Origin of the sequence: Herbidospora sp. NBRC 101105, assembly GCF_030269205.1 — a bacterium.
GTDB lineage: Bacteria > Actinomycetota > Actinomycetes > Streptosporangiales > Streptosporangiaceae > Herbidospora > Herbidospora solisilvae.
The window spans coordinates 81,858-96,446 of the sequence record NZ_BSSX01000002.1 but is presented as its reverse complement, the minus strand read 5'-3'; the positions used below and the strand labels follow the sequence as shown (position 1 = coordinate 96,446).

Below are 14,589 nucleotides of genomic sequence, written 5' to 3'. Positions count from 1 at the left end.
GCTCTCAATGTGGGCGCGTTTCCGCCCGGCGTACAGAGTGTTTCGGGAACGTGACGAGGCGGGGTCTGCCGACGTGGGACGGCGTACGGAGTGTGGTGAAACGTTCAGGAACACGGCTTGTGCGCACCCGGACACGGGGTTATGCTCACCCTTAGAAATACTCAGTTTGAGAAAGACGGTGCGATGGAAGAGGCGGAATGGCTGAACACCTATGAGCCGCGTGCCTACCCGCCTGTGGGCGTGACGGTCGACCTCGTCATCCTGACGATCCGCGACAAGGAGCTCCACGTCCTGCTCGTCGAACGCGGCGAGCCGCCGTTCATGGGCGAGTGGGCGCTCCCGGGCGGGTTCGTCCAGCCTGACGAGGACCTGCACGAGGCCGCAGTCCGTGAGCTGAAGGAGGAGACCGGCCTTCGGCAGTCCGACCTCGACCGCGTCTACCTGGAGCAGTTGAAGACCTTCGGCAAGCCCGGCCGCGACCCGCGCCCCCTGCGCGTGTTCACCGTGGCCTACCTGGCCTTCGCCCCCCAGGTCCCCGAGCCCGTCGCCGGCACCGACGCCAAGAACGCCGCGTGGATCTCCCTGGCTGCCACCAGGGACATGAAGCTCGCCTTCGACCACGCCGCGATCCTGGACGAGGGCGTCGAGCGGGCCCGCAACAAGCTGGAGTACAGCTCGCTGGCCACCTCGTTCGTCGGGCCGGAGTTCACGATCTCCGAACTGCGCAACGTCTACGAGGTGGTGTGGGGCGAGCAGCTCCACCCCGGCAACTTCCACCGGAAGGTGATGTCGGTCGACGGCTACGTCGAGGAGACCGGCCGCACCACCGAGCGCGGGGGAGAACGTGGGGGCCCCCGTGCCCGGCTCTACCGGTGGGGCGGCGCGACGCAGCTCCATCCGGCGCTGCTGCGCCCGTCCGAGACGACCTGAAGCCACCGAACACTCGAAGCCACCGATGAGGAGTCACCGCACATGGGATGGGGCCACTGGTCCGACGATGAATTCGAGGCCGCGCAGACCTACCGCGAGCAGCGCGGACTGGCCGCGTTCGGCCACTCCGAGGCGATGCGCAACCAGCCCCGCCACACCTGGCGGGTGCACCAGGCGCTCGACCCCTACAACGTGAAGGTCAGGGAGGCGCGCGACTCCCAGGAACACCCCGAGAGCGTCGCCGTCGCCGTCTTCTTCGACGTCACCGGCTCCATGCAGCGGGTCCCCCGGGAGTTACAGGTCCGCCTGCCGAGCCTGCTCTCCACGGTCACCGCACTGATCCCCGACGCCCAGATCCTCTTCGGCGCCGTCGGCGACGCGACGTGCGACCGCGCGCCCCTGCAGATCGGCCAGTTCGAATCCGACAACCGCATGGACGAGGACCTGCGCCGCATCCTCCTGGAGGGCGGCGGAGGCGGCGGCATGCGGGAGAGCTACGAACTGGCCCTCTACTTCCTCGCCCGGCACACCGCGCTCGACTGCCACGAGAAGCGCGGCGTGAAGGGGGTCGCCTTCGTCATCGGCGACGAGATGCCCTACCCGTCGGTGTCCGGCCACGAGGTCGCCGCCCTGTTCGGCGAGTCCATGGTCAAGGACGTCCGCACCGAGACCGTCATCAAGGAGGCCTCCCGCACCTGGGACATCAACATGATCATCCCGGGCGGCACCTCCCACGCGGGCGACCAGCAGGTCAGCGGCCTGTGGCGCACGCTACTCGGCGACCGCGTGATCGAGCTCGACGACGTCTCGTCGATCTGCGACACGATCGCGCTCACCGTGGTCGACCGTGTCATGTCCCAGAAGGCCCACTAGCGAGAGTGGAGGCCACCATGGAAGACCACGTGATCGTCGCCGACCTCGGATACGGCGACGCGGGCAAGGGCACCGTCGTCGACTACCTGTGCTCCCGGCACCCCGACATCAGGGCCGTCGTCCGCTACAACGGCGGCGGCCAGGCCGGCCACAACGTCGTCACCCCCGACGGCCGCCACCACACCTTCGCCCAGTTCGGCGCGGGCACCTTCTGGGGCGTGCCGACCTTCCTGTCGCGCTACATGATGGTCGACCCGATGCGGCTGGCCAGCGAGGCCAACCACCTGCGCTCTCTCGGTGTGCACCGGCCGTTCGACCTGCTCACCGTCGACCCCGACGCGCTGGTCACCACCCCGTTCCACATGCGCGTCAACCAGTTCCGGGAACGTTCCCGGGGCGAGCGCCGCCACGGGTCGTGCGGCATGGGCGTCGGCGAGACGGCGTCCTACGCCCTCGACAACCCCGCGTCGGCGATCCGGGTCGCCGACTGCGGCAACCCCCGGGCGCTGCGGCCGCTGCTGCGGCGGCTGCGCGACTGGGCCTCCGCCGAGATCGGCCGGCCGATCAGGATGCCGTCGGTCGACGACGTCACCGAGGCCTACCGCCAGTTCGCCGCGACCGTCCACACCGGCCGGCTGCCCTCGGGCGGGCCGCTCGTCTTCGAGGGCGCGCAGGGCGTGCTCCTCGACGAGTGGTACGGCTTCCACCCCTACACGACCTGGTCGACCACCACGTTCACCAACGCGTTCGAGCTGCTCGGCGAGGCCGGCCTCGACGACGCGAAGCGGCTCGGCGTGGTCCGCACCTACATGACCCGGCACGGCAACGGCCCGTTCGTGACCGAAGACCCCACCCTCCACCTGCCCGAACGCCACAACATGACCGGCGAGTGGCAGGGCCCGTTCCGCACCGGCCACCTCGACCTCGTCGCGCTCCGCTACGCCGCGCGCGTCTGCGGCGGCGTCGACGAGATCGCGCTCACCCACCTCGACGTCGCCGACGAGCACCCCGAGCTCAAGGTCTGCCGCGAGTACGCCGACGGCCTGACCCTGGTGCCCGGCGGCGGCCTGGAGTTGCGGGCGCAGGTGTCCGAACGCCTGCTCACCGCCCGCCCGATCCTGTCCTCCGCGCCCGACTCGTGGGCGGGGCTCGTCGCCCAGGAACTCGACGCCCCGGTCACGATCCGGTCCAGCGGGCCGACCTGGCTCGACAAGAAGGTCCGCCGGTCGGCCGCGGCCCGCCGCTGACCCGCCTCGGGGAAGGGCGACCGCCACGAGTTCCCCGCCGACCCGTTCACCGGCGCCCGGCAGGGCGAGGTCGACTGAGCCACGGGGGCGTCCGTCGACGTACACGTCGACCCGGTCGAGGCCGAGGGTGGCGAAGTGGGCGACGAGCGCGTCACCGCCCGGGACGACGCGCACCTTCAGGCGCCGCCGCCGACCGGGGTGGCAGGGGCTGTTCGGCCAGGATGCGATCCGGGGCGGGTGCCGCACCGCTACCGGCTGCGATCGCCCGGGCGTAGTCCGTTGAGGGCCGTCTCGACCACGGTGTCGGCGAAGGCGGTGGTCAGCGGGCCCTCGCGGTAGAGCCAGCGGGTGCGGAGCGGGCCCCAGATCAGGTCGACGGCCACGTCGAGGTCGGCGTCGGCGGCGAGTTGCCCGGCGGCCTGGGCACGGCGGAGCCGACGGCGCTTGAGCTCCCTGACCGGTTCGTCGAGCCGCTCGGCGAAGTCGGCCGCGAGGGCCGGGTCGAGCAGGATCTCGACGGCCAGGGCGCGCATCGGCTCGCTGTAGCGCGGGTCGTTCAGCTCGTCGACGGTGGCACGCAGCACCGTCTTCAGATCGGCCTCCAGGTCGCCGGTGTCGGGCAGGTCGGCGGGCTGGTCGCCCTGGCCCTCCGACAGCATCAGCAGCGCGTCGAACAACACCGCGCCCTTCGACGGCCACCAGCGGTAGATCGTCTGCTTGCCCGCCCCGGCCCTGGCGGCGATGCCCTCGATGCTCAGCCGGGCGTAGCCGACCTCTCCGGCCAGGTCGAGCGCGGCGGTGAGGATGGCCCGGCGGGCGGCCTCGTTGCGCCGGGCGGCGTCGGGCGCCTTGCGCTGCGTCGTCATGCGGCCATCCTAAGACGAGACGGACCGTCTTGCATCTGTGCGGGAGGTGTGCGTACAGTGTGGGAGCAAGCCGAGACGGTTCGTCTCGCCAGGAAGAGGAGTCCCTGAATGACCGTTGATCGTGTGTGGTTCGTCACCGGAGCGAGCCGGGGCCTCGGCCGGGCCTTCACCGAGGCCGCGCTGGCGGCGGGCGACCGGGTGGTGGGGGTGGCCCGGTCCGTCGCCCCGCTGGAGCCGCTGGCCGCCGAGCACGGCGACCGCCTGCTCGCGCTTCCCCTGGACGTCACCGACCGCGCGGCCGTCCGGGCCGCCGTCGACGAGGCGGTGCGCCGGATGGGCCGCCTCGACGTCGTCGTCAACAACGCCGGCTACCTCGCCATGGGCATGGTCGAGGAGTTCGGCGAGAGCGAGGCCCGCGCCCAGATGGAGACGAACTTCTTCGGCCCCCTCTGGGTCGCCCAGGCCGTGCTGCCGCACCTTCGCGCCCAGGGGAGCGGGCACATCCTGCAGATCTCCAGCATCGGCGCGCTGGGCGGCTTCCCCCTCACGGGGATGTACAGCGCGAGCAAGTTCGCCCTCGAAGGGATGAGCGAGGCGCTGGCGGCGGAGGCCGAGGGCTTCGGCGTCAAGGTCACCATCGTCGAGCCCGGCGGATACTGGACCGGCCTCTACACCACGGGCCTGGTCACCACCGAACCGCTTGAGGTCTACGCGCCGCTGCGGGCCGAAATGGAGCGGCGGTTCGCCGACGGGTCGGTCGACAGCCTGCCGCACCTGGCCGCCGAGGCCGTCATGAAGCTCGTCGACGCCGACGACCCGCCGCTGCGCCTGCTGCTGGGCAGCGCCGTCTACGACCTGGCCTTCGACGTCTCCCGGAAGAAGATGGAGACCTGGGCGGCGTGGGAGGAGGTCAGCCGCGCCGCCGAGAAGGCCGTTCCGGCTCCCCGGTGACCGCCGTCTTCTGCTACGCATACGGCATGCAGCGACTGAAGCCTCTCATCGGCGAATGGGCCGTCACGACCGCGCTCCCCGGCGGCCAGGTGCTCGGCCGGGTCCGGTCGACGTTCGCCTGGCTCGACGACCGGTTCGTCGTCCAGCGCACCGACGTCTTCCCCGGCGACCAGGGCATGCCCGAACTGTTCCCCGCCGTCTGCGTCTACGGCTCCGACGACGGCACCGGCCGGTTCACCCAGCTCTACTCCGACGGCCGGGGCGTGCACCGGGTCTACCAGTGCACGTTCGACGACGGCGTCTGGACGATGTGGCGCGACCAGCCCGGCTTCGCGCAGCGTTTCACCGCCACCGTCGGGGCCGACGTCATCGACGGCGGGTGGGAACTGGCCGAGGAGGAGGGCGTCTGGAAACCCGACCTGTCGGTCAGGTACGAGAGAGCCGGTCGGCCAGCCTGATCGGCTCGGGCAGCCGGAACTCCGGGGCCAGGCGCAGCACCTGGGCGCACGCGTTGCCGAGGCTCATCCGGTGGCCCTGCGACACGTACACCGGCTTCACCCCGGTCCGAGTGCGCAGGGCGCGGCCCACCGTCTCGCCGTCGAGGACGATCGGCGTCCACGAGCCGCGCTCGTCGGCGGGGGGCTCGTGTGTGCCCACGAACGCCGTCTTGGCCACGCCGATCGCCGGCAGGCCGGTCAGCACGCCCAGATGGCACGCCAGCCCGAACCGGCGGGGATGCGCCACCCCGTAGCCGTCGCAGACCAGCAGGTCGGGGGTGACCGACAGGCGGGACAGCGCGGTCAGCAGGGGCGGGATCTCCCGGAACGCGAACAGCCCCGGCACGTAGGGGAACCGGGCCTTCTCCCGCGCCACCGCCTGGTCGACGACCTTGAGCGAGGCGTCGAGCACGACGACGGCTCCGGTCACCGTGTCGTCGGCCGCGTAGCCCACGTCGAGGCCGGCCGTGAGGCCGATCTCGGCGGGGCCCTCCGAGGTCAGGTCGGCGAGCGGGCGGAGCCGCGACTGGATCGCCGTCGCCTCGTCGACGGTGGCCGGTTCGTCCCAGGTCATCCTCACCAGGCCCACCGTAGACTGCCGGAATGACACGAGCGGGAGGTACGCGTGCCGCGCTGCTCGACGCAGCGCTCGCGGTGTTCAACGAGCGTACCTATGGCGACACCCCGGTGGCCGAGGTGGCCGAGCGGGCGGGGGTGTCGGTGGGCACCCTCTACCGCTATTTCCCCAGCAAGGAGGCGTTGGGCAACGCCGTCTACCGGCTCTGGAAGCAGCGGCTCGGCGAGCGGCTCGCGGCCGAGCGGTCGGCCGACGCGTCCTACGCGAGCACGTTCGCGGCGATGTTCCGCACGTTCGTCGGGTTCGCGGCCGACCATCCGGAGGCGTTCGCGTTCCTCGAACTCCAGCAGCACGAGGGTTACCTCGACGTCGACAGCCGGACCGCCTCGACGTCCATCGACCAGACGGCGGTCGACTTCGTCTCCGAGGGGCAGAAGGCGGGGGAGATCCGGGCCGGTGACCCGCAGATGCTGGTCGCGCTCGTCTACGGCGCGCTGGTCGGGCTGGTGAAGGCGCGGCGGACGGGGCTGACGCTCACGGATGAGGATCTGGCGGCGGCGCAGGCGGCCACTTGGGCGCTGCTTGACGTACGATCCCAAGCGGAGTGAACATTCACTCCGGATAACCGGCCGAAGGGAAGCCTCCGATGCGCCTGACGTTCAACGGCGGTCCACGCGAGCACGACCCCGGTCCCGACGACACCGCCGCCGACGTGATCCGGACGGTGTTCGGGGCCACCGGCACCAAGGTCGCCTGCGGCGCCGGGGTCTGCGGGGCCTGCACGATCCTCGTCGACGGCGAGCCGAAGGTGTCCTGCCTGCTGCCGGCCGCCCATCTGGACGGCGCCGAGGTCACCACCGTCGAGGGGGTCGGTGGTGACCATCCCGTCCAGCGGGCGTTCGTCGAGTGCGACGCGCTCCAGTGCGGGTTCTGCACGCCGGGCTTCGTGACCGAGGCCGTCGCCTTCCACGACCGGTGGCGCAAGGACCACGAGGGCACGCCCTCCCGCGAGGAGGTCGCCGCCGCGCTGACCGGCCACCTGTGCCGGTGCGGGGCCTACGAGAACATCGTCGCCGCCGTCCGGCAGGCCTGCGCGGGCGTGTTCGACGACCGCGAGCCGGTGCCCGCCCGGATGGAGGCCCCGGCCAAGGTCGCCGGCACGGCCGAGTACACGGTCGACGTGACCCTCCCGGGCATGCTTCACGGGGTGATCGTGCGTTCGCGGCTCCCGCACGCGCGAGTCACGGTGAAATCTCCGGAGATGTCCGAAGAAGCGTCTCCGGCCTCCGCGGCCGGTCGTCCGGTGGCGGGATTCGTCCGCCTCCTGCAAGGCGACGTCGTCCGCTACACCGGTCAGCCGATCGCGGCCGTGGCCGCGGAGACACCCGCCCTCGCCAGGGAACTGGCCGAGCGGGTGACGGTCGACTACGAGGCGCTGCCCTCGGTCGTCGATCCCGCGGAAGCCCGGCGCGACGGCGCCCCGGTGATCTTCGCCGACGCCGCCGCCCAGAAGGCCGCGCCCTCCAGTGCCGAAGGCGCCGGGTTCCCCGGGCGGTGGCGGGGCAACGTCCGGTCGGGTTACGCCTCCGCTTGGCGCGGGCGCGCCGCCCGGCGAAGGCTCGACGCCGCCGAGGAGCGGAACGCGCCCGGCTACTTCGCCGCCACGTTCACCACCTCCGGTCAGTCGCACACCGCGCTCGAACCGCACGCCTCGGTGGCCGACTGGCGGCCCGACGGGCTGACGCTCCACGTCTCCACCCAGGCGCTGCCGCACGTCAAGGCGGCCGCCGCCAAACGCTGGAACCCGCCGAAGGTCGAGGTCGTCGCCCAGCACGTCGGCGGCGGGTTCGGCTCGAAGCTCGGTCTCAGCACCGACGTGGTCGCCGCCGTCGAGCTCTCCCGCACGCTGGGCCGCCCGGTCAGGGTCGCGATGTCGCGGGCCGAGGAGCTCACCGACACCGGCTACCGCCCCGGCACCCGCTCGGAGCTGCGCATGCTCGGTACCCCCACCGGCGGGCTGGCCGCGATCTCGCTCGACGTCTCCGGCCACGGCGGCGTCTCGACCGGCTCCATGGTCGCCACCCTGGGCCTGCTCATGTACGGCCGGGGCCCCCGCCACTTCCGCGACCGCGACGTCATCGGCAACGCGCCCCCGGCCAGCCCCTTCCGGGGACCGGGCGGCCCGCCGTTCGCGTGGGCGGTCGAGCAGGGCGTCGACGAGATCGCCCACCGGCTCGGCGCCGACCCGCTGAAGCTGCGCCGCACCTGGGACGGCAACCGCCGCCGCCGCGCCCTCTACGAGATCGCCGCCGAGCTCCCGCTGTGGCGCGACCGCCCCGCGACGCCCCAGACGGGCCGCTACCGGCGGGGCGTCGGGGCCGCCGCGGCCAACTGGATCTACACCGCCGACGTCGACACCAAGATCGAACTGACGGTGCGCGACGGCCGGATCGTCGCCCGGACCGCCACCCAGGACATCGGCACCGGCGTCCGGACCGTCATCCGCAACGCCGTCAGGGAGGTCTTCCCCGACGCCGACGTCGTCGTCGAGGTCGGCCACTCCGACGCGCCCCACGGCCCGGTCGCCGGCGGCAGCCGGTCGACCGCCTCGGTCGGCCCGGCCGCCCGCGACGCGGCCGGGAAACTCGCCGCGCACCTCGGCGGCAAGCCGGTCGGCGCGGCCGAGGGCGTGACCGTGCTCGGCGAACGGCCCAAGGACCGGCGCGGTTCGGCGGTCCCGGTTTCGATGGACCATCTGCGCGTCGGCCGGGGATTGGCGGGGGCCGTCCACATCACCGAGGTGGAGGTCGACACCCTGCTCGGCCACACGCGGGTCACGCGGGTGTGGGGCGGCATCGCCGCCGGCACGATCTACAACCGGACGGCCGCCCGCAACCAGTGCGAGGGCGGCATCGTGCAGGGCATCGGCTACGCCCTCTACGAGGAGCGGATCACCGACCCGCGCACCGGCGTGGTCCTGTCGGCGAACCTGGAGGACTACCGCCTGCCCGGCGTCAACGACACCCCCGAGATGACCATCCACTTCCACGAGGACGGCTGGGACCACGTCCCGGGCGGCGGCGTCGGGCTCGGCGAGGTGTGCACCGTCTCGGTCGCCGCCTCGGTGGGCAACGCGGTCTTCAACGCGACCGGCTTCCGCCCGCTCGACCTGCCCATCCGCCCCGACCGCCTGCTCGAAGGGATGCCCCGATGACCGAATACCGGGCCGGCGGCACTGATCTGATGGAACGCCGCGCGTCGGGCCGCTCGACCGGCCCGATCGTCGATCTGCGCGACCGGGGCCTCCGGTCGATCGAGACCACCGAGGAGGGCGGCGTCCGGATCGGGGCGATGGTCACCGTCGACACCCTGGCGACCGACCCCGCCCTGTCCGCCGCCTATCCCGCGCTCGCGCTGACGGCCGGCGCGCTGGCGACGCCGCAGATCAGGCGGGCCGCCACGCTCGGCGGGGTGCTGCTCCAGCGCACCCGCTGCCGCTACTACCGCAACGAGCACTACGAGTGCCTGAAGACCGGCGGCGAGGGCTGCCCGGCGCGCGGCAACCCGGGCGAGCGCGCCGTCGTGCTCGACGTCGGCCCGTGCGTCGCGCCGCACCCCTCGTCGGTGGCCATGGCGCTGCTCACCTACGACGCCGTCGCCGAGATCGAGGACGGCCCGCGCCGGCCGGTCGCCGGCCTCTACGGCGACGGCGCCCGCGACCACCTGCTCGACCCGTCCGACCTGCTCACCGCGGTCGTCCTGCCGCCCCCGATCGACGGCGAACGCGCCGGGTACAAGCGCGCCACCGGCCGCGCCTCGGCCGAGTGGCCGCTGGCCGAGGCCGTCGCCCACCTGACCGTGCGCGACGGCGTGATCGTGCGCGCCGGGGTGGCCGTCGGGGGAGTGGCGGCGGTGCCGCTCCGGCTGCCCGGCGTCGAGGCGGCCCTCACCGGGCACGCGCCGTCGGAGGAGCTGTTCGCGCGGGCGGCCCGGCTCGACTGGACGCCCGCGTTCCCCGAGACGGCGTACAAGATCCCGGTGACGGCGACGCTGATCGGCGACGTGCTGGCTCAGGCCCGGTAGTTCTCCAGGTGGGCCAGGACCGCGTGGTTCGCGGCCCACCCGTCGGGGAACTTGATCGGCACGTTGAGCTGCACCCGCGGGCTCATCGGATGGTGGTCGAGCAGGTCGGCGATGCCCGCGCGGGCCACCACGACGCAGGCGTGCCGGTGCCGCGAGGTCAGCACGCAGAGCCGCCCCGACTCCAGGTGGAACGCGGTCGCGTCGCGCCGTCCCGACAGCGGGTGGAGCACGATCGTGACGTCGTATTCGCGGCCCTGGAGCCGGTTGGCCGTGTCGACGGTGACGCCCTCGGGCGGTCCGGCCAGCTTCACCGCGGCGACCTGGTCGTTGTGGGCGCAGCCGATCGCGATCCGGTCGGGCGTCACCGGGTGGGAGCCGTGCTCGTCGTGGGCGACCGCGCCGCGCTGGACCAGCCGCCGGGCGATCTCGGCGCAGGCCTGCGCGGCCTCCGGGTCGGTGCGGACGGTGTGCCGGTTCGGCAGCTCGTAGAGCGCCCACCCGGTGGCGGCGGCCATCTCGACCGTACGGTCGAACGACGAGCGCAGGCCCGGCACGGTCAGCTCCAGCCGCCGGGTGCCCTCCTCGGTGCCGGCGGTGAAGCCGCCCGCCGGGTAGAAGGCCTCCGACACCATCGGCGCGGCGCTGGCGGGCAGCCGCCACGACACCGGCAGCCGGTGGGTGCGCAGCCCGTTGAGCCGCTGGGTCACCGCGACGGCGCTCTGCAGCGGGTCCCACTTCAGGCCGGTCCACCGCTCGCTGTCGACGACGCTGAACGGGTCGAGCTGGCCCGGGTCGCCCACGAACAGCGCGTGCCCGTCGGCGAACAGCCGCGCCACGCCGAGGAGCTTGTCGGAGCGCATCTGGTAGGCCTCGTCGACGATCGCCCACTTCCAGCTCCGGTCGGCCACGTAGGCCCACTTGTCGGCGGTGGCGGTGACGACCTGGCAGGCGTCGACCTGGGCGATCTTGCTGCCGGTGGTGACGGCGGCGTGGCGGCGCACCCGCTCGGGCGGGTCGAAACCCTCGGCGTGCAGCCGCCCGATCGTCAGCTCGGGCGACCTGCGGGCGAGCCGGTCGACCAGGTCGTCGACCTGCTCGTTGGTCTGGGCCACGATCATCAGCCGCTCGCCCTTGGCGGCGATGGCGGCGGTGGTCTCGACGACCAGCGTGGTCTTCCCGGCGCCCGGGGGCGAGTCGACCACCAGGCCCGGGGAGGCGGCGCTGGTGTAGTCGGCCAGGATCGTCTCGGTGGCCGCCCTGGCGGCCTCGGCGGGGGTCATGACCAGGGCTCCGCTGCGTCGTCGTCGGTCGGCACGTACTCCGGCGGCGGGCCGCCGTGGGTCCACGGTGTCTCCTCGCGCGGGGGCAGGGGCGCGCGGCGCGACTCGCCGGGGTCGAGCTCGGTGTAGCAGATCACGGTCCCGACCGCGGGCACGCTGCCCTCGGCGGGCTGGGAGCCCCGCCCCATGCCGTCGTCGATCTGCACGGTGACCGTCGTCTCGGTGAGATCGGCGATGGTCGCCGACTGGCGTGGACGGGAGGGCGAGCGCACCTTCTTGCCCTTCGCCAGGCGTACCGGATCGGAGGTCTCGATCGTCACCAGGGGACGCGGGACCTCGCGCTTGCCGCCCGGCGGCACGATGCGCCGGGTCAGGTCGACGGCCACCACCTCGCCCGCGAACGCCACCCCGTCGGCCCGGTATTCGGCCATCACGAGGGGGTCGTCGAAGGCGCGGGCCGCCTCGAACGACTGCTGCGCCGCCTCCAGCCGGGCCAGCCGCTTGGCCGCCGCGACCGCGCTGTCGCGTTTGCCCTGCGGCAGGCCGCCGCCGTCGATCCAGGCGCGGTGGAGGGCGACGTGCACACGGTCGCGCTCCCAGCGCGCGGTCGCGCCGGGCGACTCCTTCAGCGCCGCGAGCAGCCCGATCGCCTGCCACACCCGGTCCCACGTCGGCCGCAGCTGGCCGTGCAGCGCCTCCTCGACCTGCGCGGCGGAACCGGTCGCGTCGTAGTGCTCGATCGCCTTCTGGAGCTCCTGCCGGTCGAACTCGGGATGGGTGTCGGGCCCGGCGGGCGGGGTCAGCGGATCGTCGGCCAGCGCCGCCGCCTCGGGGCCGGTCAGGCCCTCGGGCGGGTCGATCCAGCCGAGCAGCGCGGCCAGGTCGGCGTCTTCGGCCGCGCTCTGCCCGGTCACCCAGTGGGCGGTCAGCAGGTCGGTCATCGCCACCATCAGCGACGACCCGGCGAACTCGCTCTGCTCGGCCAGGAAGGTCAGCCACCGGCCCAGCATCGGCACCGCCGGGTCGACCGCGTAGGGGCCGGTCGTGCGCCGGAACCGCGACGAACGCCCCAGCTTGGCGGCGAACTCCACCCCGCCGGGGCTCGGCACGACGATCTGCGGCGCGTCGAGGCACCGCTCGAACGGCGTCCTCGCCTCGACCGTCTCGACCTGCCGGGAGATCCGGTCGATGTACGGCAGCAGCACCGCTCCGAGGTCGGCGAGGAACTGGAACCGCAGGTCGCGGTTGCGCGGCTGCGGCACCACGAGCAGTGTCGGCCGCGCGGGATCGGTGCCGACCATCGCGCCGAGCGGCGCGGCGGCCTCACCGGCCAGCCGGAGCGGCACGAACACCATCGGCGCCTCGGCCAGGTGGACGTGGCGCACGGTGGCGCGCGGCAGCGCCCGCCCCCGCTCCCGCGCCTTCACCTTCACGTAGGAGTGGAGCAGGCTCACGCGACCGCCTCGTCGTAGAGGCGCGCGACGTGGCGGAGCCGCTCGGCGATCTCGGCCTGGTCGTCGGCCACCGGCTCGCCCGGCGTCGCGACCCGCAGCGCGGTCTGCACCGACTCGATGCCGCCCAGGTCGTCGCGGACGACCCGGCCCAGCGCGTCGAGGTGGCCCAGGTCGTGGGCCTCCCGGCGGCACAGGTGGGACAACTCGCAGGCCGACAGGCACTGCGGGGCGTAGCGGGCCGGGATGGCGGACACGGCGGCCTCGATCTGGGCCGGGGACAGCGCGTCGAGGTCGAGGCTCAGGTTCTCGGGCAGCCGGTCGAGGATCGCCTCGATCCTGGTCAGCCGGGAGAGCTGGCGGGCGAGGGTGACGAGCTGGTGGCGGACGTCGACCGTGGTCGCCGTCGGCTCGTTGGTGAAGTCGCGCGGGCAGACCAGGATCACGTCATGGGAGACCAGGTCGCGGCCGACCAGCTCGCGCAGGGCGTGGACGTAGACCGCCGCCTCGCGCGCCGCCGCCGACACCTTCGGGGTGTCGGCCTGGTCGTCGACGATCGCGAACGACTTGATCGCCACGATGTGGAACCTGCCGCCGAGCTGGAAGGCGATGACGTCGGGCTCCAGGTAGACCTGGGCGCCCGCGACGTCGAGCCGCAGCAGCGGCCGGTCGAGGATCGTCGCCCGGCCCCGGCCCTCGGCGGTCTGCCGGATGATCCGGCGGGTGTGCCCGTGCCGCGCGACCTGGCCCTCGTTCCCCCCGGCGTCTTCGAGGTTGACGTAACCGGCCTCCTCGATCGGCAGGTCGAGCAGCGTGCGCAGCAGCCGCAGCAGGTGGGCCGCGCCGTTGGCCTTCACCAGGTCGGTGAACTGCTGGTTGCGCTGGATCGCGAACGGCGACTGGCCCCACCGGTCGTCGAACCGCAACCGCCGCATCAGCCGGGGCTTGTCGATCGCCGCCGCGTCGAGGATCGCCCGCCGGTCGCACGCCGGGTTCGCCGCCAGGGCCGCGATGCTGCGCGCGTTGTGGTCCTGCCCCGGGGTGGTGCCCCGGATGGCGTCGAGCCGGTTCACGCGGACCTCACCGACTTGATCCCCGAACCGAAGAGCTGCTCGACCGGCCCCAGCCGATCTGCCGCCCGCGCGGCCGCCTCCCGTCTGTCCATCTGATCCCTCTCCTGGTGTACGGCCAGCTCCGCCCCCGCCGCGGCGATCACCTTGGCCGGATCGGCCGGTCCGAAGCCGTCGCCGGCGCCCGGGATGTTCTGCGCGAACTGCCCCAGCAGCCGGAACGCGCCGGGCGAGGCGTCGTCGAGCCGCATCAGGTGCTCGGCGAGCCGGACGGCCGAGGTCAGGAAGTCGGTGCGCGGGCTCAGCGGCCCGATGATCCGCTGCGGCAGCGCCCACGTGCTGAGCGCCAGTAAACCCCGGGCCGGGGACAGCAGTTCGGAGGTCAGCGCCGCGCACAGGTAGTAGGGCCGGGCGCCGGGCGCCGACCGGTAGGACTTCTCCTCGTCCCGCCGGAGGCTGGTGAGCTGGGTGTTGGCCATCTGGCCGCCGAAGAACGACTCGTCGACCGCGACGATCATCCTCGCGGCGGTCGGGGCGCCGAGCAGGGTCAGCGCCCGGTGGACCTGTTCGCGTACCGGAACCAGCGGAGGCTGGGTCGCGGGCTGCTCGACCTCGGCGTCCCACTGACGCTCGGCCTCCCGCAGCCGGGCCCGCAGCGCCCGCGCCTCGGCGTGCCGCCCGGCCGCCGTCGCCTGCCGGATGGCTTTCCTCAGCTTCCCCATCTGTGCTTCCAGCCCGTCCAGATCCACGTTTCCGCACCTTAA

At 73.2% G+C, this 14,589-nt stretch carries 14 protein-coding genes; 8 read left to right on the top strand and 6 right to left on the bottom strand.

What is annotated here, in order from left to right; genetic code table 11:
- Nucleotides 1–183: 183 nt before the first annotated feature.
- The 3 genes from QSK34_RS09535 to QSK34_RS09525 are packed head-to-tail and all read left to right on the top strand — an operon-like array spanning nt 184 to nt 3,050.
- A complete protein-coding gene (locus QSK34_RS09535) occupies nt 184–930 on the top strand; it encodes an NUDIX hydrolase (RefSeq protein WP_285582296.1) in 747 nt (248 codons plus the stop codon).
- A 42-nt stretch (nt 931–972) separates the two neighbouring features.
- The gene (locus tag QSK34_RS09530) at nt 973–1,803 is read left to right on the top strand and encodes a hypothetical protein (RefSeq protein WP_161484057.1); all 831 of its coding nucleotides are present in this window, start codon (nt 973–975) and stop codon (nt 1,801–1,803) included.
- Between the two features lie 17 nt (nt 1,804–1,820).
- Nucleotides 1,821–3,050 carry an adenylosuccinate synthetase gene (locus QSK34_RS09525; protein WP_285582295.1) on the top strand — a complete coding sequence of 410 codons (1,230 nt, stop codon included), beginning with the start codon at nt 1,821–1,823 and terminating at the stop codon, nt 3,048–3,050.
- Nucleotides 3,051–3,298: 248 nt separating this feature from the next.
- Here the strand turns inward: QSK34_RS09525 and QSK34_RS09520 are convergent, their stop codons facing one another.
- The gene (locus QSK34_RS09520; RefSeq protein ID WP_285582294.1) at nt 3,299–3,916 is read right to left on the bottom strand and encodes a TetR/AcrR family transcriptional regulator; all 618 of its coding nucleotides are present in this window, start codon (nt 3,914–3,916) and stop codon (nt 3,299–3,301) included.
- Nucleotides 3,917–4,024: 108 nt separating this feature from the next.
- Here QSK34_RS09520 and QSK34_RS09515 point away from each other — a divergent pair, with 108 nt between their 5' ends.
- On the top strand, nt 4,025–4,867 hold the full coding sequence (locus QSK34_RS09515) for an SDR family oxidoreductase (RefSeq protein WP_285582293.1): 843 nt from the start codon (nt 4,025–4,027) through the stop codon (nt 4,865–4,867).
- Nucleotides 4,868–4,893: 26 nt separating this feature from the next.
- Complete coding sequence (locus QSK34_RS09510) at nt 4,894–5,325, top strand: hypothetical protein (RefSeq protein WP_285582292.1); 432 nt, start codon at nt 4,894–4,896, stop codon at nt 5,323–5,325.
- Here QSK34_RS09510 and nfi read toward each other — a convergent pair.
- A complete protein-coding gene (gene nfi / locus QSK34_RS09505) occupies nt 5,294–5,938 on the bottom strand; it encodes a deoxyribonuclease V (protein WP_285583969.1) in 645 nt (214 codons plus the stop codon). The genes QSK34_RS09510 and nfi overlap by 32 nt on opposite strands.
- Before the next feature lie 29 nt (nt 5,939–5,967).
- Between nfi and QSK34_RS09500 the strand changes: the two genes are divergently transcribed.
- Genes QSK34_RS09500 through QSK34_RS09490 form a run of 3 tightly spaced genes read left to right on the top strand, consistent with a single transcriptional unit; the run spans nt 5,968 to nt 10,024 of the window.
- On the top strand, nt 5,968–6,549 hold the full coding sequence (locus tag QSK34_RS09500) for a TetR/AcrR family transcriptional regulator (protein WP_285582291.1): 582 nt from the start codon (nt 5,968–5,970) through the stop codon (nt 6,547–6,549).
- Nucleotides 6,550–6,587: 38 nt separating this feature from the next.
- The gene (locus tag QSK34_RS09495) at nt 6,588–9,155 is read left to right on the top strand and encodes a molybdopterin-dependent oxidoreductase (protein ID WP_285582290.1); all 2,568 of its coding nucleotides are present in this window, start codon (nt 6,588–6,590) and stop codon (nt 9,153–9,155) included.
- Nucleotides 9,152–10,024, top strand: a complete 873-nt coding sequence (locus QSK34_RS09490; RefSeq protein WP_285582289.1) for an FAD binding domain-containing protein — start codon at nt 9,152–9,154, stop codon at nt 10,022–10,024. The genes QSK34_RS09495 and QSK34_RS09490 overlap by 4 nt, the downstream gene beginning before the upstream one ends.
- Here the strand turns inward: QSK34_RS09490 and QSK34_RS09485 are convergent.
- From QSK34_RS09485 to QSK34_RS09470, 4 genes are read right to left on the bottom strand one after another with little or no spacing between them, the layout of a single operon-like run.
- A complete protein-coding gene (locus QSK34_RS09485; RefSeq protein ID WP_161484065.1) occupies nt 10,012–11,304 on the bottom strand; it encodes an AAA domain-containing protein in 1,293 nt (430 codons plus the stop codon). The genes QSK34_RS09490 and QSK34_RS09485 overlap by 13 nt on opposite strands.
- A complete protein-coding gene (locus QSK34_RS09480) occupies nt 11,301–12,758 on the bottom strand; it encodes a hypothetical protein (protein WP_285582288.1) in 1,458 nt (485 codons plus the stop codon). The genes QSK34_RS09485 and QSK34_RS09480 overlap by 4 nt, the downstream gene beginning before the upstream one ends.
- A complete protein-coding gene (locus QSK34_RS09475; protein ID WP_285582287.1) occupies nt 12,755–13,828 on the bottom strand; it encodes a hypothetical protein in 1,074 nt (357 codons plus the stop codon). Before QSK34_RS09475 ends, QSK34_RS09480 begins: the two co-directional genes overlap by 4 nt.
- Nucleotides 13,825–14,574 carry a serine/threonine-protein kinase gene (locus tag QSK34_RS09470; protein ID WP_285582286.1) on the bottom strand — a complete coding sequence of 250 codons (750 nt, stop codon included), beginning with the start codon at nt 14,572–14,574 and terminating at the stop codon, nt 13,825–13,827. The genes QSK34_RS09475 and QSK34_RS09470 overlap by 4 nt, the downstream gene beginning before the upstream one ends.
- Nucleotides 14,575–14,589 lie beyond the last annotated feature (15 nt).